This is a genomic window from Amycolatopsis sp. NPDC005961 (genome assembly GCF_040629235.1).
In the GTDB taxonomy this organism is placed as follows: domain Bacteria; phylum Actinomycetota; class Actinomycetes; order Mycobacteriales; family Pseudonocardiaceae; genus Amycolatopsis; species Amycolatopsis camponoti.
Window position 1 is genome coordinate 94,729 of sequence record NZ_JBEXVF010000019.1, and the last position, 23,428, is coordinate 118,156.

General features: G+C 71.4%; 21 protein-coding genes. 12 read left to right on the plus strand and 9 right to left on the minus strand.

The annotated features are described in order from the left end of the window. Positions 1 to 148 precede the first annotated feature (148 nt). From ABZ342_RS19620 to ABZ342_RS19640, 5 genes are read left to right on the plus strand one after another with little or no spacing between them, the layout of a single operon-like run. Positions 149 to 724, plus strand: a complete 576-nt coding sequence (locus tag ABZ342_RS19620) for a hypothetical protein (RefSeq protein ID WP_155540578.1) — start codon at positions 149 to 151, stop codon at positions 722 to 724. 31 nt (positions 725 to 755) lie between these two features. Continuing rightward, positions 756 to 1,487: a hypothetical protein gene (locus ABZ342_RS19625; RefSeq protein WP_360474715.1), complete on the plus strand. Its 732-nt coding sequence runs from the start codon at positions 756 to 758 to the stop codon at positions 1,485 to 1,487. Continuing rightward, positions 1,480 to 2,652 (plus strand): hypothetical protein, encoded by a 1,173-nt coding sequence (locus tag ABZ342_RS19630; RefSeq protein WP_360474718.1) that lies wholly within the window; start codon positions 1,480 to 1,482, stop codon positions 2,650 to 2,652. Before ABZ342_RS19625 ends, ABZ342_RS19630 begins: the two co-directional genes overlap by 8 nt. Continuing rightward, positions 2,649 to 3,326, plus strand: coding sequence for a 4Fe-4S single cluster domain-containing protein (locus ABZ342_RS19635; protein ID WP_360474721.1), 678 nt, complete (start codon positions 2,649 to 2,651; stop codon positions 3,324 to 3,326). The genes ABZ342_RS19630 and ABZ342_RS19635 overlap by 4 nt, the downstream gene beginning before the upstream one ends. Beyond that, positions 3,319 to 4,440 carry a hypothetical protein gene (locus tag ABZ342_RS19640; protein WP_360474724.1) on the plus strand — a complete coding sequence of 374 codons (1,122 nt, stop codon included), beginning with the start codon at positions 3,319 to 3,321 and terminating at the stop codon, positions 4,438 to 4,440. Before ABZ342_RS19635 ends, ABZ342_RS19640 begins: the two co-directional genes overlap by 8 nt. Here the strand turns inward: ABZ342_RS19640 and ABZ342_RS19645 are convergent, their stop codons facing one another. Further along, positions 4,441 to 5,145 carry a Crp/Fnr family transcriptional regulator gene (locus ABZ342_RS19645; RefSeq protein WP_360474727.1) on the minus strand — a complete coding sequence of 235 codons (705 nt, stop codon included), beginning with the start codon at positions 5,143 to 5,145 and terminating at the stop codon, positions 4,441 to 4,443. 197 nt (positions 5,146 to 5,342) lie between these two features. On the opposite strand from ABZ342_RS19645, the gene ABZ342_RS19650 reads away from it, so the two are divergent. The 6 genes from ABZ342_RS19650 to ABZ342_RS19675 all read left to right on the plus strand — a co-directional run bounded on the left by ABZ342_RS19650 (position 5,343) and on the right by ABZ342_RS19675 (position 14,940). Then, entirely contained in the window at positions 5,343 to 8,297 is a 2,955-nt protein-coding gene (locus ABZ342_RS19650; protein ID WP_360474730.1) for a patatin-like protein, read from the plus strand. A gap of 299 nt (positions 8,298 to 8,596) precedes the next feature. Next, on the plus strand, positions 8,597 to 9,106 hold the full coding sequence (gene ectA / locus ABZ342_RS19655) for a diaminobutyrate acetyltransferase (protein ID WP_360474733.1): 510 nt from the start codon (positions 8,597 to 8,599) through the stop codon (positions 9,104 to 9,106). 15 nt (positions 9,107 to 9,121) lie between these two features. Continuing rightward, positions 9,122 to 10,375, plus strand: coding sequence for a diaminobutyrate--2-oxoglutarate transaminase (ectB, locus tag ABZ342_RS19660; protein WP_360474736.1), 1,254 nt, complete (start codon positions 9,122 to 9,124; stop codon positions 10,373 to 10,375). Between the two features lie 12 nt (positions 10,376 to 10,387). Further along, positions 10,388 to 10,780, plus strand: a complete 393-nt coding sequence (locus ABZ342_RS19665) for an ectoine synthase (RefSeq protein ID WP_155540587.1) — start codon at positions 10,388 to 10,390, stop codon at positions 10,778 to 10,780. A 30-nt stretch (positions 10,781 to 10,810) separates the two neighbouring features. Then, entirely contained in the window at positions 10,811 to 11,713 is a 903-nt protein-coding gene (gene thpD, locus ABZ342_RS19670; protein ID WP_360474740.1) for an ectoine hydroxylase, read from the plus strand. Positions 11,714 to 12,162: 449 nt separating this feature from the next. Next, positions 12,163 to 14,940, plus strand: coding sequence for a BTAD domain-containing putative transcriptional regulator (locus ABZ342_RS19675; RefSeq protein WP_360474743.1), 2,778 nt, complete (start codon positions 12,163 to 12,165; stop codon positions 14,938 to 14,940). A 305-nt stretch (positions 14,941 to 15,245) separates the two neighbouring features. Here the strand turns inward: ABZ342_RS19675 and ABZ342_RS19680 are convergent, their stop codons facing one another. The 6 genes from ABZ342_RS19680 to ABZ342_RS19705 all read right to left on the minus strand — a co-directional run bounded on the left by ABZ342_RS19680 (position 15,246) and on the right by ABZ342_RS19705 (position 20,306). Continuing rightward, on the minus strand, positions 15,246 to 15,914 hold the full coding sequence (locus tag ABZ342_RS19680; protein ID WP_155540590.1) for a DUF4190 domain-containing protein: 669 nt from the start codon (positions 15,912 to 15,914) through the stop codon (positions 15,246 to 15,248). Positions 15,915 to 16,164: 250 nt separating this feature from the next. After that, positions 16,165 to 17,049, minus strand: a complete 885-nt coding sequence (locus ABZ342_RS19685) for a hypothetical protein (RefSeq protein WP_155540591.1) — start codon at positions 17,047 to 17,049, stop codon at positions 16,165 to 16,167. Continuing rightward, positions 17,046 to 17,522, minus strand: coding sequence for a hypothetical protein (locus ABZ342_RS19690; RefSeq protein ID WP_360474747.1), 477 nt, complete (start codon positions 17,520 to 17,522; stop codon positions 17,046 to 17,048). The genes ABZ342_RS19685 and ABZ342_RS19690 overlap by 4 nt, the downstream gene beginning before the upstream one ends. A 56-nt stretch (positions 17,523 to 17,578) precedes the next feature. Beyond that, complete coding sequence (locus tag ABZ342_RS19695; RefSeq protein ID WP_360474750.1) at positions 17,579 to 17,989, minus strand: hypothetical protein; 411 nt, start codon at positions 17,987 to 17,989, stop codon at positions 17,579 to 17,581. 3 nt (positions 17,990 to 17,992) lie between these two features. Then, a complete protein-coding gene (locus tag ABZ342_RS19700) occupies positions 17,993 to 18,727 on the minus strand; it encodes an OmpA family protein (RefSeq protein ID WP_360474753.1) in 735 nt (244 codons plus the stop codon). Between the two features lie 760 nt (positions 18,728 to 19,487). Next, the gene (locus tag ABZ342_RS19705; protein ID WP_155540593.1) at positions 19,488 to 20,306 is read right to left on the minus strand and encodes an SGNH/GDSL hydrolase family protein; all 819 of its coding nucleotides are present in this window, start codon (positions 20,304 to 20,306) and stop codon (positions 19,488 to 19,490) included. Between the two features lie 252 nt (positions 20,307 to 20,558). Between ABZ342_RS19705 and ABZ342_RS19710 the strand changes: the two genes are divergently transcribed. Then, positions 20,559 to 21,221, plus strand: coding sequence for a DUF3159 domain-containing protein (locus ABZ342_RS19710; RefSeq protein ID WP_155540594.1), 663 nt, complete (start codon positions 20,559 to 20,561; stop codon positions 21,219 to 21,221). 109 nt (positions 21,222 to 21,330) lie between these two features. Here ABZ342_RS19710 and ABZ342_RS19715 read toward each other — a convergent pair whose 3' ends face one another. Next, the gene (locus tag ABZ342_RS19715; RefSeq protein WP_360474757.1) at positions 21,331 to 22,287 is read right to left on the minus strand and encodes a BadF/BadG/BcrA/BcrD ATPase family protein; all 957 of its coding nucleotides are present in this window, start codon (positions 22,285 to 22,287) and stop codon (positions 21,331 to 21,333) included. Beyond that, on the minus strand, positions 22,284 to 23,330 hold the full coding sequence (locus ABZ342_RS19720) for an SIS domain-containing protein (protein ID WP_155540596.1): 1,047 nt from the start codon (positions 23,328 to 23,330) through the stop codon (positions 22,284 to 22,286). The genes ABZ342_RS19715 and ABZ342_RS19720 overlap by 4 nt, the downstream gene beginning before the upstream one ends. Between the last annotated feature and the right edge of the window lie 98 nt (positions 23,331 to 23,428).

Consider the following 23,428-nt stretch of genomic DNA (forward strand, 5'->3'; position numbering starts at 1 on the left):
ACCCGATGCGGGAGAACGCGTCCTCGTGCCGTCGCGGACCACTGTCCGAGTAAATTCGTGATCATTTCAGGGGTTGTCGAAGAACATGATTAAACGCTCTCGAACAGAGGGCTGGCCTGGTGGTTCTCCGCGCAATGCAGTGGTCCGCTTGCGGCATCGCGTCGAGGCTCGGTGGCAGGCCGCCCGGGACAGCCGATCCGGCGCCTTGCTGACGCTGGAACAGTCCGGCGGGATCACGGTCGCGTCCACGAGGTACGTGTGGAGCCTGCACGCCGAAGCCGACCGCGCGTCGAACGAAGCCCTCGTGCGGCTGCACACCGACAACGAGCCACTCATCGTCGAGATCCGGAACCGGGCGTGGGCGGTCATCCGCGCGGAAGAGCTGGGCGCCACGAAGTCGGTGCACCACCGCCGCCTCGGGCACAGCCTCGCCGAATGGGAGACCGTGGCCAGCTGCGCCGCGCACGACGTCGGCGCGGTGGTGTCGGGCCTGAACCGGATCATCGACCGCTACTGGGCTCGGCTGGCCACCGCCCACCGGGCCTTGCGGTCCGACGGGCCGGCGGCGTCCACGTCGCCGCTGCAGCCTCGCCGGATCGTGCGTGACGACCGGTGGTCCCGGCCGCTCGACCTGCTCCCGCACCGGTGCAGCCCCAACCCCGCCGTGCCGGCGGCCGTCATCGACCGCGCCGTCGAAATCGTCGTCTTCGGAGCGACCGCGTGAAACCCGCGGCCCTCCGTCGAAAGGAGACCAGATGACCACCGAACACAGACGCCGCCGCCGGCGGTACGCGGGTGTTCTGCTCGCCGCGTGCCTCTCGTCGACCCTGTCGGCTTGCGGCAGCGACGGAATCTTCAGTGACGACGCGCCGACCCGGGCCTGCGGGGTCGTCGTCGACGCGTCGGGATCGGGTGCCGACTTCCACGCGGACGAGCGGATCAAGACGAAGCTCGAGTCCTTCTTGGAACAGCAGAGCTGCGGTCAGCTGACGTTCGTCGCCCTGAACAGCCTCAGCGACACGTCGACCTGCAACGAGGAGCGCTTGGACCTCGATCCGAAGGTCGGGGACCCGCAGGCGGTGCGCGCGGCCCAGCGGCAGGAAGCGGTCACCCGGGCACTGCGGCTGCTGGACTGCGCCCGGAAGGAGTCCCACGACTCGAATGTGCTCGGCGCGCTGCGCAAGGCCGCCTCGACCCGCCCGAGCGGAACGGGACCGTACGCGGTCCTGGTCATCAGCGACATGGTCCAGGCCGACCGGCGCGTGAACATGCTGACCGCGAACATCAGCACGCCGGAGGCGCGCGCGGCGATCATCGACCAGCTGGGTGATCTGACGCCGCACCTGAACGACACCGTCCTCTACCCGACCGACCTCAGCGCGAACCTGGCCGACCCCAAGCACGGCCTGAACGTCCGCGAGTTCTGGACGGAGCTGTTCGCCACCGACGCGTCCGGCCGACCGAAGATCGAGATGAACTATGGCTGAGAACCGGAAACGAGCAGGTGCCGCCGAGTCCGAGTTGGTCCGCCGCGGACGGGCTGACGGCACCCGCGCCGCGCGGGCCGGCCAGTACGACGAGTGGTCGTTCGAGCAGGAGCAGTCGATCCCGTACGCGCAGCTGCTCGACGCACAGGAGCAGTGCGACGTCACCGAGGAGGCGATCAACCACGAGAACCGGTTGATGGCTCTCCGGACCGCGCAGGCGGCCCAGACCCGGCAACGGCGGATCGCGCGGGAGGCGGCCGAAGCCGAGATCGGTCAGGCGCGGGGACGGCTCGCGCGGAACCAGGACCACCGCGAGACGAGCCGGGCCCAGCTCGACCTGCTGACCGGCGTCCACGACCCGATCCCGGAGGACGGGGTGGACCCCGGCCCGGCCGTGCCGGGGCGGTGGATCGGGCCGGCGGACGGACGGCTGAGCCCGGTGGTGCCACCCCTGCTGAAGTACGTCCTGATGGTCCTGCTCGCCGTCGTCGAGGTTCCCATCTACTTCTCGACGTTCCGCGCGTTCGACCCCCGGAACTTCGCCCTGGTCTGGTGTTTCACCATTCCGGTTGCGCTGTGCATGGTGCTGGCACCGCACCTGTCCGGGCTGTGGCTGCGGAAACGGCTGGCCAAGCCGTCGATCGGGATCGTCCCGACGGTGGCTTCGGGCGTCTTGATGACGGCGTGGTTCGGTGCCGCGGTGCTCCTCGCCAAGCTGCGCAGCACGACGCTGGTGCAGCCGCTGTTCCTGAACGGGCACCGCATCGAGAGTCCGGTGAGCAACCTCGGGCCGACGACCCTGCTGGCGACGTTCGGTCTCGTCATCGTCGTGTCCGGTCTCCTCTCGTTCCTGCTCGGCCTCGCCGACAACCACCCCGCGGTCAGTGCGTTCGCCCGCGCCGACCGGGGGCTCCGGCAGGCGGAGGAGGCGAACCTGAAGGCCGTCAGGACCCACGCGTCCGTGCTGATCGAAGACGCCGAAGAGCCCGAAGTGTCTCCGGAGGAGAGCCTGACCTTGGAACACGAGAAGCGACTCGAGGTGCTCCAAGCCGACTACGCCGCGGCCTGGGCCGCCTACCGGGACGCCTGGTCCCTCGCCGCCGGGAACCCGTCGAGGACGCAGGCCGCCGGTTCGGCCGCTCCGCACACCGGGGTGCGGGTGTGACACCGGCGACCGTGATCCGGCTGGAGCGGCTCCACTACCCCGTCACGGCCCTCGGCCCCGGCCGGCGGCTGGGTCTGTGGGTGCAGGGGTGCTCGCTGGCTTGCCCGGGCTGCATGTCCCAGCACACGTGGGACCCGTCCGGTGGCCGCGAGACGACCGTCGCGGCTGTGGGAGACGCCTGGCGGGAGGCCCTCGACGACGGTGCGGACGGCGTGACGATCTCCGGCGGCGAACCCCTGCAGCAGGCCGGGATCGTGAGCCTGCTCGCGGCGCTGGCCGAAGCTCGGGACCGGGCCCGCCCGGAGGCGGACATCCTGCTCTACACCGGATACACGACTCGTGAAGCCGAGCTCCGGGACCCCGCGGCGCTGGCCTTCGCCGACGCGGTGATCACCGGGCGGTACGCGCGGGCCCGGCCGACCCGGCTGATCTGGCGGGGTTCGGCCAACCAGCGGCTGGTCCCGCTGACGGCGCTGGGCCGGCGCCGGTACGAGCCCTACCTCGATGCCCAGCCCGCACAACCCCCGATCCAGGTCGGCCAGGACGGCGGCGACGTCTGGTTGATCGGCGTCCCGCGCTCCGGCGATCTGGCGAAGCTCGGGCACGCCGTGCGGGACTCGGGCATCGGGTTCACCGAAACGACCTGGTCCAGAGAGGAACACACCCGTGGTTGAAATCCCCGTCGAGGCGTTGCCCGACGAAGTCCTCGCCCAAGTCGACCTCGTCGCGAAGGGCGCGGGTGATCGCAGCGAGCTGGGCGGAGAGAGGCGCTTCGGCGGCGTGGTGCTGCGGAAGCCGTTGCTCTACCCCGCCCGTCCCGACGACCTGCCGGCGCCGGCCCGAAGGCGTGCCGACCAGGGAACGACCCAGCTCCTGGGGTTTCTCGCCGCGGTCGAGCTGGAGCCGCTGCGGCGGGGACGGACCTACGGCGCGGTCGAGCTGGAAGTCACGCTGCCGGAGTCCTGCCGGATCGTCGCGTTCCCGGGTGGTGAGCCGGATGTCGTGGGTCTGCACGGGAACGTCTTCGGCCGGACCGTCAAGACCCTGGACGGGCCGGGACTGGTGGTGCACGTCATCGTGGAAGCGCCGCGTGAGCTGCTCGAACTGGCCGGCCAGGTGCGGTGCAGTGCCCAGATCTGCCGATCGGTGGGCAAGCTCGTGCACATCGTCCAGACGGAGACGGAGAAGTCCGCGCCGTTCGCCGAGCGCGTCGCGAGCGGCCGCGCCGTGCGGCTGGTGGTCGCCGCCGACGTCCACGCGTACAGCGGGCGGGACGCCGGAGGCACGGAACGCGCCCAGGACCGGCTCGCGACGGTGCTGGACCGGGCCAGCCGCGCCACGGGTTCGGAGCTCGAGGACCGGCAGGAGGGCGGCGACTCGTTCATGGTCGTCTTCCCGCCCGGTATCGACGAACGAGCCGTCCTGGTCGCCTTCTACTCCGAGCTGGCGTCCGGCCTTCGCGAGGCCAACGTCGATCTCAGCGCCGACGCCGCGATGCGCCTGCGCGTCGGGGCGGACCGGGGCCTGACCCTGCGCGGAGCCAGCGGGTGGGTGGGCCACGGGCCCATCACGGCGGCCCGGCTGCGCGATTGCCGTCAGGCTCGCGATGTGCTCCGGGGCGACGCCGGCGTTCCTTTTGTCTTCGCCGTTTCCGACTGCCTGTACCGGGACGTCTTCAGCGAGCGAGGTCTGGTGCCCACGCCCGCTTCGTTCACCTCGGCGGAGGTGGACATGCCCGAGAAGGGGTTCACCGCGAAGGCGTGGATCCACGCCGGTGCCGCGAGCTGATCAGAAACCGGCGAGCTCGTCGAGCCGCCGCTCGTCGAGGATCCGGATCCACCGGTAGCCGGTCTCGGCGATCTCTTCTTCCCGCATCGACGTGAGAACGCGCTGGATGGTCGCTTCGGTCGCGCCGGCCAAGGCGGCGAGCTCCGGCTGGGCCAGCGCGATCTCGATGAGGACCCCGCGCTCGTTCCGGGTTCCGTGCGCCGCCGCGAGCTCCCGCAGCACGCGCGCCGCCCGGACGGGCGCGGGGAAGGTCGCGAACTCCACCCGGCGGCGGGTGGCGGACCGCAGCTTCGCGGCCATGGCCCGGGAAGCGGCCCGGTTGGCGTCCGGGTGCGTCCGGAGGATCGCGTGGTAGTCGCGTTCTCCGAGCCGGAGGCACTCTCCGCGAGCGGCGGCCCGGACGCTCGCACTGCGCGGCTCGCCGTCCGCGATCCCCAGTTCCCCCACGAGGTCGCCGCCGACGCGGATGGCGAGCAGGGCCTCGCGTCCGGTTTCGGTGAGGCCGACGACCTTGTAGAGGCCGGACAGCAGGATGACCGCGGAATCGGAACGCGCGCCTTCGTGGATCACGGTTTCCCCCGCGGAGCACTGCCGGCGCGTGCCCCGGCGCAGGATGGCGGCGCGAGTCCCGGGAGTGAGCTGGCCGAAGAAGCCGGTGGACGGCCACACGGGTCCGGCGGACTCCGCGTTCGGGTTCGTTGCCATCGGTGCGACCCCGTCCTGGGTGCCGGAGTGTGAGGACGGTTCTACGTGCCCGGCGTCCGGGAGCGCAATGCGCTTAGGCCGTCCGAGGGGTCCGGCCGGGGGAGGAAGTCCACCCGAACGGCCGTACACCCGGACGTATCCCCGCGCTTACCTTGCGCCTCTATTCTGCGCAGGACGACTACGGGCGGGGGAGCCCCATGCCTCAACCAGATGAACCTTGGCAGCAGGAGATCCGGCTGGCCATGACGATGGTGGGCGGTGCCAGCCTCGCCATCTGGATGGGCGGGGTCGCCACCGAGACGTCGCAGCTGCTGCGGGAGTCGCGGGGTGATGCCGGACCCGGGCTCTACCGGCGGCTGCTCGACCTGCTGCGCGCGTCGGTGTCGATCGACGTTCTCACCGGGACCAGTGCCGGTGGGGTGAACGCCGCCTGTCTGGGCCTGGCCGAGGCCTTCGGCTCGACGCCGCAGGTGTTGCGGGACACCTGGATCGAGATCGGCTCGCTGGAGAACCTCGTGCGCGACCCCGCCGAGGCGCAGCCGCGGTCGATCCTCGACGGGGATCGCGTGCTGCTCGGTGATCTCGAACGCGCGCTGCACCGGATCACCGATCCCGGCGCGCCGCCCGCCGAACCGCCGGACATCACCGTGCTGCTCACCGGCACCATGATCGACGGCGAGACCACCCGGTTCGACGACGCGCTCGGGAACCTCGTGCGGGACACCGAACACCGGATGCTCTTCCGCTTCGATGGTCCACTGTGGACTCAGGGCGTACAGACCCCGTTGGCGCTCGCCGCGCGCTCGACGGCGTCGTTCCCGGGCGCTTTCGAGCTGTCGCGGATGCCGATCGGCCCGGACGGCGCCGACGAGCTGCACCCCGACATGACCGCCTACACCGACCTGACCCGGTCGCACTGGCTCACCGACGGCGGTGTGCTGCTCAACAAGCCGCTGCGGCCGGCGCTGCGGGAGATCTTCGAACGCCCGTCGCACGCCGACGTCCGGCGCCTGCTGCTCTACGTCGTGCCGACCGGGGAACGGGAGGCGACCGAGATCGCCTGCGACGCGGCGAACCCGCCGTTGCTGTCGAACGCGATGAGCAAGGTCGTCTCGACGGTGATGAGCCAGTCGATCAGCGCCGAGCTGGAGGACCTGACCCGGCACAACGACGCCGTCGTCCGGACCCGCGACACCCGCGTCTCGCTGGCCGCGCTGGGGCTGCGCGGCGGGCCGGAGTGCCTGGTGGACAAGGGGATCGCCACTTCGTACCTGGAGCGGCGGACGGCCGAGGACGCGGCCGAGCTCGTCCGCGTCGCCACCCGCCGGTACGCGCTGTCCGATGTGGACACCGAGGACCGGGAGTGGGCCTCGGGGATGTCGCAGCAGCTGCGCGCGGTCGCCGTGGCCGGGCTGAGCAGCGGCATCCCGCCGGAGCCGCCGTCGGCGAGCATGACCGTCGCCGACCTCGTCGCGTACCGCACGAGCGCGCTCGACGACGCCGTCGCGACCGGGCTGCAGCTGATCAACGCGGGGTTCAAGCTCGGCCCCGACCCCACGCAGGCCAAGGAGCTCAACAACGCGCGGGCGGGCCTGCACGCGGCGCGGAAGACGTCCGCCAGGGGCGTGCGGCTGGCGCAGTGGGTCGCCGCGCACGACGAACCCGGCGCGAGCAGCACGCTCGACGGCTGGATCCGCGAGCTCGCCCAGGAGTGGGCCGGGCTCGGCCGCTCGGACGCCGTCGCGCAGGCCTGGCCGATGGTGGTGACGGCGTTGCGGTCCGCGACACCCGCGTTGCGGACCCTGAGCGCGGAGACCCCCGGCACGGTCAAGACGCTGCTCGACTGGCTGGCCCTGCCCGACGGCGGTGACGACGTCGTCCAGGCGCGGCTGCTCGGCCTGCACATCGCGACGCGCGGGCTGCTCGCCCAAGCGCCGTCGGTCGACCAGCGGGTCGAGCTCGTGCAGGTCAGCGCCGATTCGCGGACGTTGCTGGACCTCAAGCGGCGCCGGTCGGGAGACAAGCTGACCGGGTTGCAGGCCGACTACTTCGGCGCGTTCTACAAGTCGTCGTGGCGCGCCAGCGACTGGATGTGGGGCCGCGTCGACGGCGCCGGCTGGCTGGTGCAGTGCCTGCTCGACCCGCGGCGGCTGGAGACCCTGCGCGACCTCGTCGGGGCGGAGACCTTCCGCGAGGAGCTGGTCACCGCGCTGAAGCCGGCGTGGCGGGTGCCCGACCGCGACGACAACGCCGAGCCCGCCGAGATCGGCGAGCTGACCGGCCAGCTCGACGCCGAGCTGGCGTTCCTCGGGCTGGACTCGGCGCTGAACACCGTGGACTTCGCCACCGACCGGCCGGTCAGCATGCCGGTGACGGCGATGGTGCTGGCCCGCACGCGCCAGGCGGAGATCGCCGCGGAGGAGCTGCCGGTCGTGGCGACGCAGGCGGCCGCCGACGTCAAGGTGGGCGGCTGCAGCGGCGCGGCCTCGGCCGGGTTCCGCGCGCGGGCCGCGCAGCCGATCGCCGACGCGGCCGCGGCTCAGCGCGTGTTCCAGGCGTGCCAGGTGTCGGCGGAGAAGCTCGCCGGCGAGCAGGGCACGGCCCAGCTCACGCGGACGCTGGTCAGGCTCGGCGCGGCGACGGTCAACGCGGGGACGGTGGCGTTCCGCCTGCCCGGCGGCTGGCCGAAGACCGTCGCGGGCATCCTCCGGACGGTGGCCCGGAGCACGGCGAAGGTCACGCAGAGCGCGTCCAGGCTGGGCACGCCGGGTTCACTGGCGGCGGGCGTGCTGGCGCTGCTGGCCGGCCTGGTGATCGGCGACAGCGGCGGCGCGATCCTGCAGTGGATCGGCCTCCCGGTGCTGGCGGGCGCCGTCATCTACCTCGCGACGGCGCTGCTGACCATGGGCCGCACCGCGCGCCGGCTGTTCGCGGCCCTGGGCGTGCTGGTCGTGGCGGCGCTGCTGCTGGCGGCGTTCCTGCCCCCGATCGCGCAGCCGTTCTTCGGCTGGCTGGGCAGCGTGGTGGCCGGCTGGCGGCGCGGTGAGGCCGCGGTGTGGTGGCTCGTGGTGTCCGGCCTGCTGATCCTGCCCGCGGTGGTGATGCCGGTGAGCGGGATCTGGCGCCGCCTGCGGCACCGGCGCGGGGCCTGACCGGACGTCTCGGCGGCCTGCGGGCGGCCGAGACCCCAACCGTCCGGCCCGGGGCGCCGCTCGTGCGGAATCGTGCGGAATGCGGCCCGTCGCCTTGCGATCACGGCGCCGAGGGTTCAAGGTGCGGGTAGGTCGCGAGCCATGGGTGCGCGACCCAGCCGCGCGTATGCCCCGGAATGATCCACATCAAACATGTTTGTGGGCCTCCTCACCGGGTACTCCGCGTCGCCGCAGGTCATTGCGGGGGTCGTGAGCTGCGTCGCTGGCACGGCGAAAATTCTCTGTTACGTTTCCTGAGTATGTCCGTAACGCACTTGATCGAATCGCCGACCAAGGCGGACGGCGCGGAGCTCTGGCGAATCGCGCGCGATTCCGCCAAGCTCGATCTCAACTCGCCGTACGCATACATGCTGTGGTGCCGCGATTTCGCCCAGACATCGGTGGTCGCGCGCGAGGACGGCAAGGCGGTCGGATTCGTGACCGGCTACCGCCGGCCGCAGGAACCCGGTGTCGGGTTCGTCTGGCAGGTCGCGGTCGACGCGTCGCAGCGGGGAAAGGGCCTGGCCGGCACGCTGCTGGATGCGCTGTACACGCGGCTCGTCGCCGACGGGGTGCGTTACCTCGAGACCACCATCACCCCGGACAACGAAGCGTCCATCCGGCTGTTCACATCGTTCGCGAAGCGGTGGAACGCCGCGGTGGAAACCAGTGTGCTGTTCGACGGAGAGGATTTCCCCGAAGCCGGGCACCTCGCCGAAGAGCTTTACCGCATCGGTCCGCTCACCGCACGCAAAGATCCGGGCGAGTAGGAGAAAAGAAACGTCATGAGCATCTTCGAAGAGCTCGAATCCGAGGTCCGCAGCTACAGCCGCGGGTGGCCGGTCGTGTTCGACCGCGCCCAGGGCAGCCACCTCTACGACGAGAGCGGGAAGCCCTATCTGGACTTCTTCGCCGGAGCGGGCGCGCTGAACTACGGGCACAACAACCCGCGGCTCAAGCAGGCGCTGATCGACTACATCCAGCGCGACGGCGTCACCCACGCGCTCGACATGTACACCGTGGCCAAGCGCGACTTCCTGCAGACCTTCCGCGACCGGATCCTCGACCCGCGCGACCTGAACTACAAGGTCGTGTTCCCGGGTCCGGGTGGCGCGAACGCCGTCGAGGCTGCGCTGAAGCTGGCGCGCAAGGTGACCGGCAAGGAGTCGGTCATCAACTTCACCAACGCCTTCCACGGCATGACGCTGGGCGCGCTGTCGGTCACCGGCAACTCGATGAAGCGCGGCGCGGCGGGCATCCCGCTGGTGCACGCCACCCCGATGCCGTACGACAAGTACTTCGACGGCGCGATGCCGGACTTCCTCTACTTCGAGAAGCTCCTCGAGGACTCCGGCAGCGGGCTCAACGAGCCGGCCGCGGTGATCGTCGAGGGCGTGCAGGGCGAGGGCGGCATCAACGCCGCGCGCCTGGAGTGGCTGAAGGGGCTCGACGACCTCTGCAAGCGCCACAACATCCTGCTGATCCTCGACGACGTCCAGATGGGCTGCGGCCGCACCGGCCCGTTCTTCAGCTTCGAGGACGCCGGGATCAAGCCGGACATCGTCTGCCTGTCGAAGTCCATCAGCGGCTACGGCATCCCGATGGCGCTGACGCTGATCAAGCCGGAGCTCGACGTCTGGGAGCCGGGCGAGCACAACGGCACCTTCCGCGGCATCAGCCCCGCGTTCGTCACCGCGACCGAGGCGATCAACGCCTACTGGAGCGACGACGAGCTCGAGAAGTCGACCAAGGCGAAGGGCGAGCGCATCGCCGCCGCGTTCTCGGGCATCGTCGAGGCCTACCCGGAAGCGAACCTGGTCGCCAAGGGCCGCGGGCTCGCGCGCGGTCTCGAGTTCGCATCCGGCGACACGGCCGGCCGCGTCTGCGCCGAAGCGTTCGCGCGCGGAATGCTGATGGAGACCTCCGGTCCCGACGGCGAGGTCATGAAGCTTCTGCCGCCGCTCACCCTGACCGACGACGAGCTGACCCAGGGCCTGTCGACCATCGACGAGTCCATCAAGGCCGTCCTCAAGAAGTAAAGGAGTTCACCCGTGCTCGTCCGCACACTCGACGAGGTCACCGACACCGACGCCGACATCAAGACCCCGAACTGGCGCAGCAAGCGGATCATCCTCGCCAAGGAGGGCGTCGGCTTCTCGGTGCACGAGACCACGCTGTACGCAGGAACGGTCAACGACTTCTGGTACGCCAACCACATCGAGGCGGTGTTCATCACCTCGGGCGAGGGCGAGATCGAGGACCTCGCCACCGGCAAGGTGTACGAGCTCAAGCCGGGGACGCTGTACCTGCTCAACGACCACGACAAGCACCAGGTCCGGCCGCGGACCGAGATCAAGTGCGTGTGCGTGTTCAACCCGCCGGTGACCGGCCGCGAGGTCCACGACGAGAACGGCGTGTACCCGCTGATCACCGAGGACTCATAAACACCGGAGAGGAAACAGGAGGCGAAGCCCGTGACGCTGACGGACACCCGGGTCGACGACACCTACCCGACCCGGATCACCGGTACGCCGGAGCACCTGCCGCGCGTGCACCCCACGGTGTGGGGCACCGAAGCCGACGGCCCGATCGACGCCGCGACGCTGGCGAACCACGAGACCAAGGGCTACACCGTGGTCGACGACATGCTCTCCGTCGGGGAGGTGCAGACGTACTGGCAGGAGCTGGTGCGGCTGTCCTCCGACCGGGAGCTGGCCGGGGACGAGCGCGTGATCGCCGAGGCGAAGACCGGTGAGGTCCGGTCGATCTTCGACGTCCACGAGATCTCGGACCTGATCGCCGAGCTGGTGCGCGACCCGCGCGTGCTGGACCGGGCCCGGCAGCTGCTCGGCTCGGACGTCTACGTGCACCAGAGCCGCGTCAACTACATGCCGGGGTTCAAGGGCACCGGGTTCTACTGGCACTCGGACTTCGAAACCTGGCACGCGGAGGACGGCATGCCGTCGCCGCGCGCGGTCAGCTGCTCCATCGCGCTGACGGACAACTACCCGTTCAACGGCGGCCTGATGATCATGCCGGGGTCGCAACGGACGTTCGTCCAGTGCGCCGGCGAGACGCCGGACGACAACTACAAGGCGTCGCTCAAGGACCAGCGGGTCGGCGTGCCGAGCGAGGACGACATCACGAAGATGGCGGCCGAGCACGGCATCGACCAGTTCACCGGCCAGTCCGGCTCGGCCCTGTGGTTCGACTCGAACATCATGCACGGCTCCGGCAACAACATCACCCCGTACCCGCGCTCGAACATCTTCCTGGTGTTCAACAGCGTGGAGAACGCATTGCAGGAGCCGTTCGCGGCGAGTGCCCCGCGGCCCGCGTTCATCGCCGGCCGCGACTCGACACCGATCTCGCGCTAGCCACAGTGTCATTCCGAGGCTCCGCCACCCGGAGCCCCGGAACGCGGATGGCCCGGCGGTGACCGACCCGGTGCGCTTTGTTACCGTGTCGCCACCGCGCGGGCGTGTGGCCCGCGCGACAGACGTCTTCGCGGACGATCGGCGGGTGCTTCGCTCGGGGTGAGCTCACCCGCCCGGTCGCCTGGGAAGACGACGGGTGGACCGCGCCCCCTGGCGGCCCAGCCGGGAGTTCCAGCACGACCCCGTACCAGCGGCTCGGGACCGCCGGCACGGGGTCGTGTCACGTCCGGGGGTGACGCTCTGCCGGTGGATGTCGCACCCCGTCCCACTCGCCGCTGCGGAATCCGCAGGACGGCCAAAACTCCTGGTACCGGCCCCCTTCGACAACCCGTGACCACGGTAGGTTGATTTTCGCGGCGAGGGAGACCCCCGGGGAGGTGGGCGCGAGCATGGCCGAATGCCGGTTCCAGCTGCTCGGGCCCGTCCAGCTCTTCGACGGCGACGTCGCCGTCCCGATCGGCGGCCCCGGCGTCCGCGGGCTGCTCGCCCTGCTCGCGCTCAAGCCCGGCAAGGTCGTCGGGCTCGACGAGATCATCGACGCTCTCTGGGGCCACGACCCGCCCGCCACGGCCCGGACCATCGTCCACGGCAACGTTTCCCACCTGCGGCGGATCCTCCGCGACATCGACGGCCCCAGCATCGTGACCACGCCGCCGGGCTACCGCCTGGCGGTCGAGCCCGACCGGGTCGACGTCCACCGGGCGCGCGGCCTGCTCGACCGCGCGTCGGAGGCCACCCCGGAGGTCGCCGCCGCGCTGCTGGCCGAAGCGCTCGCGCTCTGGCAGGGCCCGGCGCTCGGCGGCGTGCCCGACTCACTGCGGGCACCCGAACTCGAGGACCTCCGGCTCGCCGTGCACGGTGCTCGCGTCGACGCCGACCTCGACCTCGGCCGGCACGCCGAGCTGATCGTCGAGCTGAGCCCGATCGTCCGCGCCGACCCCCTCGCCGAGCGGACCGCCGGCCAGCTCATGCGGGCGCTGTACCACGCCGGGCGCCGCGGGGACGCGCTCGAGCTGTACCGGACCGTCTCGCGCGCCACCCTCCGCACCCTGGGCGTCGAACCCGGCGCCGAGCTGCGCTGGCTGCACGAGCGCGTGCTCAACGCCGACCTCCCGGAGCTCTCCCGGGAAAGCTCCCACCTGCGGGCCGAGCTTTCCCGGGAAAGCGCCGTCCTCGACGAGCGGGGGCAGCCGATCTCCCAGCTGCCCGCCGCGGTGCCGAGCCTGGCCGGGCGCGCCGACGAGCTGGCCTGGCTCGACGGCCTGGTCACCCGCGCCGAAGCCGGCGAAACAACCATCGCGATCGTCACCGGGACCGCCGGGGTCGGCAAGAGCACCCTCGTGGTGTGGTGGGCGCACCGGATCGCGGCGCGGTTCCCGGACGGCGTCCTGTTCGCGTCGCTGCGCGGCTTCGACCCGCACCACCCGCCGCTGGAGCCCGCCGAGCTGCTCACGCAGTTCCTGCTCGGCCTCGGCGTCGAGACCGCGAAGATCCCCGAGCTGCTGCACGAACGCGTCGCGCTCTACCGGTCGCTGATCGCCGGACGGCGGATGCTCGTGCTGCTCGACGACGCCCGCACGGCCGAGCAGGTGCGCCCGCTGCTGCCGCCGAGCGCGCGGACGATGACGGTGGTGACCAGCCGGTCGCGCCTCGACGGGCTCGCCGTGTCGAACGCGGCCAAGCAGCGCGTCCTCGGCACGCTCGCGCCCGAGGACGCCGTCCGGCTCATCGAGGAGCTCGCCGGCCCGGCCGGGCACAACCACACGCTCGCCCGGCTCTGCGGCTACCTCCCGCTCGCCCTGCGGATCGCCGGGGCGCGGCTCTCGGCGAGCCCGCAACGGACCGCCGAGGAACTCGTCGACGAGCTGGGCAACGAGCGGACGCGGCTGGCCGGGCTGCAGGTCGACGGCGCCGACGACAGCGTGCGTGCCGCCTTCGACGTCTCCTTCCGCGGCCTGCCCGGCGAGATCGCCGAGACGTTCCTGCAGCTCGGCGCGGTGCCGGGGGTGATGGTCGGGCCGCACCTGATGGCCGCCGTGGCGCAGGTCCCGGTCGTCGAGGCCCGGCGGCGGCTGCGCGCGCTGGCCGCGCACAACCTGATCGCCGAGACGGCCCGGGACGTCTTCGCCCCGCACGACCTCGTCTGGCTCTACCTGCGCGAGCTCGCGGAACAGGAGCTCGGCGAGAAGGAGCGCGACGAGGCGATCGGCTGGGCGGTCCGCTACTACCAGGCGGCGGCCGACCGGGCGCGGCGCCGGCTGGGTCACGTCGCCGACCCGCTCGACTACACCGGCGTGCTCGCCGAGGAGGCGATGCCGGCGCTGACCGGCTTCGCCGAGGCGCAGGACTGGTTCGCGAGGGAGTGGCCGAACCTCCTCGCGGCGCTCGACGCCGCGTTCTCGGCCGGGCGCCACGACGACGTCTGGCGGCTGGCCCGGATCGGGCACAGCTACCGCGTCGCCTGCCCGCTGCTCGACGAGTGGTCACGGATGGCCGACCTCGGTGTCGCCGCCGCCGAAGCCGCGGGCGACGTCGCCGGCCAGTGCTGGCTGCGGCTCGCGCGGTGCGAGATCGCGCTGACCTTCGAGCTGCCGGGTGCCGGCCTGGCCGACGCCCGGCGGGCGCTGGAGCTCTCCGCGGGCTCGTCGGACGCGCGGCTGGTCACGTCGGTCGACCTGCACCTGGGCCGCGCGCTGAGCCGGCGCGGCGAGCACCAGAAGGCCATCGACCGGCTGGCTCGCGCGATCGCGGAGGCGCCGGACGTCACCCTGCGCGGCCAGGCGCTCAGCAGCTGCGCGCAGGCGGAGAAGCGGGCGGGCCGGCTGCCGGACGCGATCGCCCACCAGCTCGCCGGGCTGGCGATCGACCGCTCGCTCGGCGACGACGACCGGGTGGTCGTCTCCCTGGACAAGCTGGCCGAGCTCAGCCTCCGGGCGGGTGACCTGGAGGCGGCGGAGCGCCACGTCTGGGAAGCGATCGACCTGGCGATCAGCCGCGAGTTCGCGGCCCGCGAAGGAGCGCTGCGGCTGACGCTGGGCCGGGTGCTGCGGGCGAAGGGCGATCTCGACGGCGCCCGGGAACAGCTGGCGTTGTCGGTGCGCATTTACGAACGCGTGCACCCGAAGCTCGTCGGAGAGGTCCGGGCGGAACTCGCCGAACTGCAGTGACGATTTCGCGTGACAACTTTCCGGCGGTGATCCACAGTCGTGGGGAGAATGCCGGTTGCGAATGGATCACGACCCGGCTCCGGCGGTCGATCCTTAGTGGATTCTTAGTGCCCCCGGCCGGCGTCCGCGTAGGTTCGGGAGTGCCGGCTGAGCCCTAGGGGAGGGGCAGGCTGAGACGCCGGCGCCGGGCCCCGTGCGGGAAAACCCCGCCGGGGCCGGGAGCCGCCAGGAGCGGCTCGTGGCGGCCCGGCCGGCCGACGTGGGGGTAGGCCGGCCGGTCGCCAGGCTCGGCGAAAACCCGCAGCTCAGCTCACGTTCGCCGTGCAGAGCGCGATCGTCGTCCCGCTGTTTTCCGCGACCTTCTTGCCGTCGACCAGAATGGCGCAGGCGATTTCGTTGTTGAGCTGCGAATTGCGGGTGTCCGCGGTCAGCGTCAGCAGGTACGAACCATTGTTGTAGGAGGCCTGGCCTTCCCACGCGTCGGTGCTCGCGGGCGCGTTTTCCGTGCGCTGGTCCGAGAGGCTGCCGTACCGCACGGTCGCGCCGCCGGCGGAGGTCACCTGGAACGTCACGGTGTGCTTGTCCCCGGCCACCGAAGGCAGGTGGAGCCCGGCGTCGCCGCCGCCCAGGAAGGTCGAGTACAGCAGCATCCCGCCCGTCGTCAGCAACGCGGCGACCGAGACCACGGTGGCGGTGATCGCCAGCCCGCGATCGCCCGTCGTGCCCTTCTTGACCTGGACCAGCCCGACCACGGCCAGCACCAGCCCGATCCCGCCCAGCGGCCACGCGACGAACCCGATGTCCGGGACGAACGTGACGACCAGGGCGGCCACGCCGAGCACCAGGCCGGCGATCGCGAGGAGGTTCCGTCCGGGCTTCGCGTTGGCTTGACGACGCTCCGTGGCCGTCACCGGTGGCGCGGGCCGTCCATGGCGCGCGGCGGTCGGCGGCGGGTACTGCGGGTCGGTCATCATGCGAACCCCTTCGGGTGGGAGTGCGACGACGTTAACCCATAAGAGTGCCCACGAACGAAAATGTTACATTCTGGAAAAAGTCATTGTCCCACCGTTTCGCGCCAGGTATCGGTATTTCCTGACAACGCGCGCAGGGTGTGGCCCGGTGATCAATGAGAAGAATATCGGAGTTCCCACTGTTTCCGTGGCCGTGCGGCCTACGACGACGGTCGGTTCCGGTGTTCAAGACGAAAGTCGCGTACCGGACTTCTCAGTCGAAAAGGCTCACTTCGGGGGTGATTTCGAGGAGCTCGAAAACGGGACGGCCGCGGCGGCCGTCGATCGTCGTCGTCCGCACGACGCGCAGCCGGGCGGTCACCGGGCGGTCGAGGTTTTCCTTGATCTCGTCGAGCAGGTCCGGCGCCACCGCGCCCTGGATCGTGCCGCCCGACTCGCGGTCGAGGTAGAAGATGCGCCGCCGGGTGCGGACGCCGTCGAGCCGCCCGCGCACCGTCTCGTAGCCGACCTCCTCGCGGGACTCGCGGAGGCTGCCCTGCAGGATCCGCGCCTGCTCGGTGGTCATGCTGCGGGTGACCTGCTCGCCGGCGGTCGGGGTCAGCGCCATCCCGATGCCGGCGTTCTTCGCGACGGCGTTGACGATGTCGCTCACCGCGTTGCGGACGGTGTCGCGCTGCAGCAGCACGGCGTCGAGCGCGCCGTCGTCCGAGCCGTTCGCCGGCAGGAAGTCGCACAGCTCCTTGACCGCGCGCTCGGACAGCGTCTCGATGCCGTCGACGATCAGCGCGTCGTCGGAGACGTCGAGCTCCGGGAAGCCGAAGAAGATCGCGTTGCCCGCCTGGCCGCGCTGGATCAGCGGCGCCTTGTCCCGGTCGGTCTGCTGGACCTGGGTGACCTCGCCGGACGGGTTCCGGATGATGTGCCCGATCTTCGCCGTCGCGTCCTGCAGGGCGCGGCTGATGTCGGAGAAGGTGTAGGCGTCGATGGTCTGCTCGCCGATCACCGACACGTGCAGCAGCGGTGAGCGGGACGTCCGCTCGAACTTGGCGTTGGCCGCCATCGCCGAGGCGCGGGCCAGGTCGTCGAGCCACGTGCCGCCGGGGATCTCGTCGGCGATGCGCCGGAACTCGTTCCTCACCAGATCATCTCCGGGTAGCCCCTGCCGCCTTGGGCCCAGACCTCGGCCCACACGTCTTCGTCGCCGGGGCGGCACAGGAAGCCGTCCAGCATGCCGCCGACCGGCTGAACCTGATCGAGGTACATCGCGGGCTGCCCGACGATCACGCCGCGCAGCGTGAGCAGGCCGTACAGCGCCGACCGGCCGGCGTCGTCGAGTCGCTTGAGCGCGCCCCACTCGTCCGGGATGAGGACGACGTCGAGGCTCTGCGGCGGGTGCGCGGTGCGCGTGACGAGCTCGCCGCCGATCCACGCGCGGCCGGACGGCATGATCCGGCGGGCCACACCGAGGTAGCTGTTGAGCGCGCTGAAGAGGATCTCGCGCTCGTTCTGGTGCGGGGCGTCGAAGACCAGGCGTTCGTAGACGTCGGCGAGGTCGCAGGCGTGGCGGCCCGGCGGAAGGACCTGCTGGGGCGTCCAATGGGGGAGCGCCACGCCACCCCCTCCTCAGGCTCGCTCACAGTGCGTAGCCGAACTTACCAGGATGGGTGTCAGCCACCGCGCCCAGGCTGGTGCGGCCACTGCGGGGTGACCTCGTCGGCTTCCGGCCAGGCGGGTTCCTCTTCGGTCGGCCAGTCCTCGGCCTGTGCGCCGCGCTGCGGAGGCAGCGGCAGCCGGCCTTCGCGGTGGCCCGCGGGCTCCGGTTCTTCGTCGTCCTGGACGGGTTCGTGGCGGTCGGTCTCGGGCTGCATCCAGGCCGCGGGGATGAACTGCGTCTGCTCGGCGGCCGACGGCTCGGGCTCGTCGTAGACGTCCACGAACTCGGGCTCGGGCTCCGGTTCGGGCCGGGGCTTGGGGCGCTGGGTGCGCAGGACCAGCCACGAGGTGAGCGCGCCGAGGGCGAAGGCGATGATCAGCCACAGCCAGATCTGCCCGAACAGCCACACCATCTGCTCACTCACCCCTCAAACGACTGTGATCTCGACGCGCCGGTCCTCTTCGCCGCCGGTGGCGGGCCGGGTGTCGCCCAGCCCCCGGTAGGTCACGCGCTTGGCCGTCAGGCCGTTGGTGGTGAGGATCCGCGTGACGGCCCTGGCGCGGTCCCGGGAAAGCTTCAGCGCGCCGCCGGCGCTGCCGGACCCGCGGGCGGCGTGGCCGGTGACGCGGAACCGGAAGGTGCCCGGCGACTTGGCGAGGGCGATCGCGACGGTGCGGGCGGCCTGTTCGCCTTCGGGGGTGAGCCGGGCGGTGTCCGGCACGAAGGTGATCGGCGCCTCGGCGAGCATCCGGTCGATCTCGGCTTGCACACCGGCCTTGTCGGTGGGCGGCGGCGGAGCGGTGGCACTGGTGGTCGGCGGCGGGCTGCTGGTGCTGGGCGGAGTCGTCGGGGGCGGCGGCGCGCTGGGGGCGATGGGGGTGACGTCGCCCTGCAGCTGGGCGGCCCGGACGCCATCGACGTTCTGGACGACTTCGAGGGCCCGCAGCGCCTGGTCGGGCGCGAAGCCGGTGAGGGTGGCGTCCCGGCCGTCGAAGGTGACGGTGCCGGGGGACAGCCCGGCCTGGGCCAGCGCGGCTTGGGCGTCGGCGGTGAGGTCACGCTGGATGTTCCCGCCCTGGGCCCAGGTGACGACCCCCGCCAGCAACGCGGTGACCAGCACCGCGATCGGGACCACGAGGATCCAGCGACGACCACCGGACATAAGGGGACTGTAAGCCGGGCGGGGCGGGTTGGCGAGCGGGGGAAGAGTGGTCGTCCACAAGTTGTCCCCAGGCAAGTCGACATGTGGACAACTCGAGGGGGAGTGATCGGTTGGGCACTTTGCGTCGGAGGGGGGCGATATGCTGGAGCGGGGCACGCCCCCCTGGGAGTGGCGGGGGTTTGTCTGGAGGGCTGGGGGTCTGGCCGGGGGCCCGCAAAGGTGCCGCCGGGGGCTGGGTCTGGCCGGCGTCGGACGCCGGGGCGTCTACCCCTGCCCGGCCAGGTTGTGCGCCGCATCGCCGATCTTCACCCGGGCATGACGAACACCGATTGCGGGCGAACGCGGCCGAGAAGAACGCTCGATCGAGCAGTCAGTTGCTGGGTCGGGCCGGATGCTCGCCCTTGATGCTGTCGATCGGCGCGATGCCGGCGTAAGCGGCCAGTTTGCGCCGGGCTGGACGCCGCCGGTCGGACCGCGCGGCGGGACAAGATTTCCAGCACCACCGGCTGGCTGACCTTCGGGACGCCGGTCCCGGCCGGAACCCGAAAGCCGCCGCCGAGGGCTGCGTCTGGTCGTCGCCGCACGCCGGGTCGCCTGCCTGCCCGGCCAGGTCATGCGGCGGTCCCGGGCGGGACCGCCCGAAAAGTCGCCGCCGCGGGGGCTCGCCTCGGCCGCCGCCGGATGGCCGAAACCCGTGACCGCCACCCTCAGGTCTCCCTCAAGGTGGCCGTCACGACCCTCGGCAGAATCCCGGCCGACCTCAGCTGGCCTGCTGCCGAGCCTGGGCGTTGTCCGGCACCTCGAGCACGTCCAAAGGCACGTAAGGCGCCAGCTGCGGCCGCTTCGGCGACAACCCGTCGCCCATCGACTCGCCCCGCAGCTGCCGCCGGATCCACGGCAGCAGGTAGGCCTTCGTCCACGTCAAATCCGATCGCCGCGAGTCGATCCAGCGGTTCGGGACCTCCTCCGCGGGCCACGGCTCGCGCCAGTCGCCCTCGATCGGCACTCCCAGGACCTCCGCTGCCTTCAGGGCGATCCGGCGGTGGGCCTCCGGGGAGAAGTGCAGGCGGTCGTCGCTCCACGCGCGGCGGTCGTGGAGGGGTGCCATCGTCCACAAATCGACCATGCGGGCGCCGTGGCGCTCCGCGATCGCCCACAGGTGGGCGTTGTAGATCCCCACCTTGCCGCGCAGAACCGACATCACGGACAGCACCTTCGTGTCCGGGCCGTTGAAGATGAGCACCGGGATGCCCGCCGCCCGCAGCTTGGCCACGCCCTCTTCGAGGCGCGCCGCCACCGCGTCGACGTCCGCTCCCGGGACGATGATGTCGTTGCCGCCCGCGCACAGGGTGACGAGGTCGGGCTTCAGTTCCAGGGCGATCGGGAGCTGCTCGTCCATGATCTCGTCGAGCATCTTGCCCCGCAGGGACAGGTTCGCGTACTGGAAGCCGGTGCGCCCGGCCGCCAGGATCTCCGCGAGCCGGTCGGCCCAGCCGCGGTACGAACCGTCCGGCAGCTCGTCGTTGAGCCCTTCGGTGAAGCTGTCCCCGATCGCCACATAGCTGTCGAATCCGTACACGGTGGGTCCCCTTCCCGTCCTGCGACCGACTCCCCGACATGTAGTTGTACACGACAACTAACCGTCCGGGCCCCTCCGGTGTTCAGCCTGTGGTAACAGTGTCTTATCTTGTCGGCCTTCCCCGCCTCTCTATTACGTAGTCTTCACCTTCCGCATGCCGTGAGACAGCACACTCGAAGGCAATCACCAGACTCTTGTGGCGAAGATCTCCCTGCTTGCAGCCTGCCTGGCACGATCCGGCACGCTGGACAGGTGTCCGCAGAACCCCGTGAGTCGCTCGCGCAGATCCTCGGCGGCCGCCGAGGTGCGCTCGACGCCAGTATCCCGCCCGCCGGTTTCGTCGTCGGCTGGCTCGCGGCGGGGCAGTCCATCGCCTGGGGTGCCGGCGCCGCCATCGCGGTCGCCGTCGCGCTCGGGGTCTACCGGATGGTCCGCGGCGGGAAGGTCCGCGCGGTGGTCGTCAGCCTGGCCGCCGTCGTCGCGGCCGCGCTGATCGCCCTGCACACCGGCCGCGCCCAGGACTTCTTCCTGCTGCAGCTGATGTCCAATGTGGCCAGCGCGCTGCTCTGGGCCGCGAGCATCGTGGTCCGGTGGCCGCTGCTCGGCGTCGTCGTCGGCCTGGTGCTCGGCCAGAAGACGCGCTGGCGCCGCGACCCCGTGCTGCTGAAGGCGTACTCGCGCGCCAGCTGGGTCTGGGTGTTCGGCCAGTACGTGCTGCGCGTCGTCGTCTACGGCCTGCTGTGGTGGTCCGGCCAGGTGATCGCGCTCGGCGTGGCCCGCACGGTGCTGTCGTGGCCACTGGTCGCGCTGACCGTCGCGGTGAGCGGCTGGGTGCTCTACCGGGCATTGCCGCCGGAGCACCCCGGCTTGCGATTGGCCCCCGAAACCCGGTCGGACGACGTACCCGGGACATAAGGCGGCCCCCGGCGAGGGGGGAGGGTCCGGGGGCCACTGACTACGTTACCCGGACTACCGGGCTCCAGTCGACGTTTTGGCGTCTTCCCGTCGCGTTTTACTCAATTTTTTAGGGAAATACTGGTCTAACCACCCCTTCGCCGAAGGCGTCCACGGCCGCGAGCCAGGCCGCCCCGAGCACCCCATCCGAGCTGGTCAGCACCTCCAGGCCGGACAAACCACGGCGTACGAGGGCACCGACCGGGCTGTTTCCGGTCAGGACCGAACCCACGAGCACCACCGGGGTCGATTCGCCCGGCTCGCGCGCGGCGAGGGCGTTCGCGACCAGAAGTTCGGCCGCGCGGGCCACTATTCCGCCCGCCGCGGGCTCGCCGGCGTCGTGCGCCGCGCTCACCAAGGGGGCGAAGCGGGCGAGCCGGACCGGTGCCTCGGCATTGGCGGTCGTGATCAACGCGCGTGCCGCGGCGAGGCGCTCCGCGTCCGTCCGGACGTCCAAACCGGACGGTCCGAGCGCCGCGGCGAGCACCGCCGAGGGCAGCCCGTCCAGGGAGAGGCCGCGGCCGAGAGCCTCCAAAGTGGATCGGACGGCTTCGCGGCCGAGCCAGAACGCGGACCCTTCGTCGCCGAGCAGCCAGCCGTAGCCGCCCGAGGTGCCGGTCAGCCGGCGCTTGCGGATCCGGCCCGCGATGGAACCGGTGCCGGCGACGAGCACCGTCCCGTCCGGCGCCGACGTCGCGGACGCGTACGCCACTTCCGCGTCGGCGACCACCCTTACGTTCGTGAGTCCGATTCGCGTCCAAGCCGCGTCGAACACCGCCGCCACGCGCACGTCGCTGAGCTTGCTGACCCCGGCCATGCCGACGACGGACGCCCGCACCTCGCCCGGGTCGCGCGTGCCCAGTGCCGCGGTGATCGCGTCGGCGATCCGGCCCGCCGCGACCTCGGGTGCGTGCGCGTTGGGGTTGGCGCCTTCGCCGCGGCCGGTGCCCAGCACGGCGCCGGCGGCGTCGACCAGTGCGGCCCTGGTCGACGTTCCGCCGGCGTCGACGCCGATCGCGTAGGTCACCTCGTCTTGGTCACCTTCAGCAGGCCGCGCGGGCTGTCCGGGTCGCCGCCGCGGGCGAGCGACAGGCCGAGCGCGATCCGCTGGATGGGCAGGATCTCCAGGATCGGCGCGAGCTCTTCGACGGTCGGGGCGACGTCGATGCGCAGCGCCGCCGGCACCTCCGAGGCGGCCGAACCGACGGCGAGCACGTCCGCGCCGCGCTTGCCGACGGCCTCGAGGACCTCGTGCATCGCCTGCCCGCCCTGCCCCTTGCTGGTCACCGCGAGCACGGCGGTCTCGCCGTCCACCGCCGCGACCGGGCCGTGCAGCAGGTCCGCGCCGCTGTACGCGCGGGCGGCCAGGTAGCTCGTCTCGGCCAGCTTGAGCGAACCCTCCAGCGCCGACGCGTAGGAGTAGCCGCGGCCGGTGGTGAGGACGCGGTCCACGAAGCGGTATCGGTCGACCGCCCGCTGGACGCCTTCGGCGGCGCCGTCCAGGGTCTGCTGCGCCAGCTCGCCGATCTTCTCGGCGTCGGCCGCCTTGCCGCCGCGCACCGCGTCGATCAGGAGGTAGAGCGCCATCAGCGTCGCCGAGTACGTCTTGGTCGCGGCGACGGCCTTCTCGACGCCGGCGCCGATGTCGACGCCGAGCTCGGACGCCGCCCGCAGCGGCGAGTCCGGGGTGTTGGTGACGGACACCGTCAGCGCGCCCTGGCGGCGCGCCGTTTCGGTGACCTCGATCAGGTCGGGCGAGCCGCCGCTCTGGCTGACCGTGACGAACAGCACGTCCCGCAGATCGGGCCGCGCGCCGTACAGCGTCGCCGTGGACGGGGAGACAAGACCAGCCGGAAGGCCGAGCAGTACCTCGATCAGGTACTTCGCATACAACGCTGCGTGGTCACTCGATCCACGCGCGGCGAGCAAAGCGAAGCGCGGAGGCCGTTGTGAGATCTTTTCCGCCACCTCGGCGATTTCCGCCTGACGCCCCACCAGTCCGGCCAGGACGTCCGGTTGCTGGGCGATCTCCGCGGCCATGTGCTCGCCGGGCCGTTGTTCGGTCATCATTTTCCTCTCCACCTCCGGCATTATGTACCGGACTCAGGCGGCGTCGGTCAGGTCTAGACCAATGTTAGTGGGGCGGCGGGTTTGGGGAAAAGGGTACG

Excerpts from the sequence above, each read along its gene's own strand:
- ABZ342_RS19650 (WP_360474730.1), top strand. The coding sequence starts at position 5,343 with ATGCCTCAACCAGATGAACCTTGGCAGCAGGAGATCCGGCTGGCCATG.
- ABZ342_RS19675 (WP_360474743.1), top strand. The coding sequence starts at position 12,163 with ATGGCCGAATGCCGGTTCCAGCTGCTCGGGCCCGTCCAGCTCTTCGAC.
- ABZ342_RS19720 (WP_155540596.1), bottom strand. The coding sequence starts at position 23,330 with ATGATGACCGAACAACGGCCCGGCGAGCACATGGCCGCGGAGATCGCC.
- ABZ342_RS19700 (WP_360474753.1), bottom strand. The coding sequence starts at position 18,727 with ATGTCCGGTGGTCGTCGCTGGATCCTCGTGGTCCCGATCGCGGTGCTG.
- ectA (WP_360474733.1), top strand. The coding sequence starts at position 8,597 with ATGTCCGTAACGCACTTGATCGAATCGCCGACCAAGGCGGACGGCGCG.
- ABZ342_RS19625 (WP_360474715.1), top strand. The coding sequence starts at position 756 with ATGACCACCGAACACAGACGCCGCCGCCGGCGGTACGCGGGTGTTCTG.
- ABZ342_RS19645 (WP_360474727.1), bottom strand. The coding sequence starts at position 5,145 with ATGGCAACGAACCCGAACGCGGAGTCCGCCGGACCCGTGTGGCCGTCC.
- ABZ342_RS19630 (WP_360474718.1), top strand. The coding sequence starts at position 1,480 with ATGGCTGAGAACCGGAAACGAGCAGGTGCCGCCGAGTCCGAGTTGGTC.
- ABZ342_RS19680 (WP_155540590.1), bottom strand. The coding sequence starts at position 15,914 with ATGATGACCGACCCGCAGTACCCGCCGCCGACCGCCGCGCGCCATGGA.
- ectB (WP_360474736.1), top strand. The coding sequence starts at position 9,122 with ATGAGCATCTTCGAAGAGCTCGAATCCGAGGTCCGCAGCTACAGCCGC.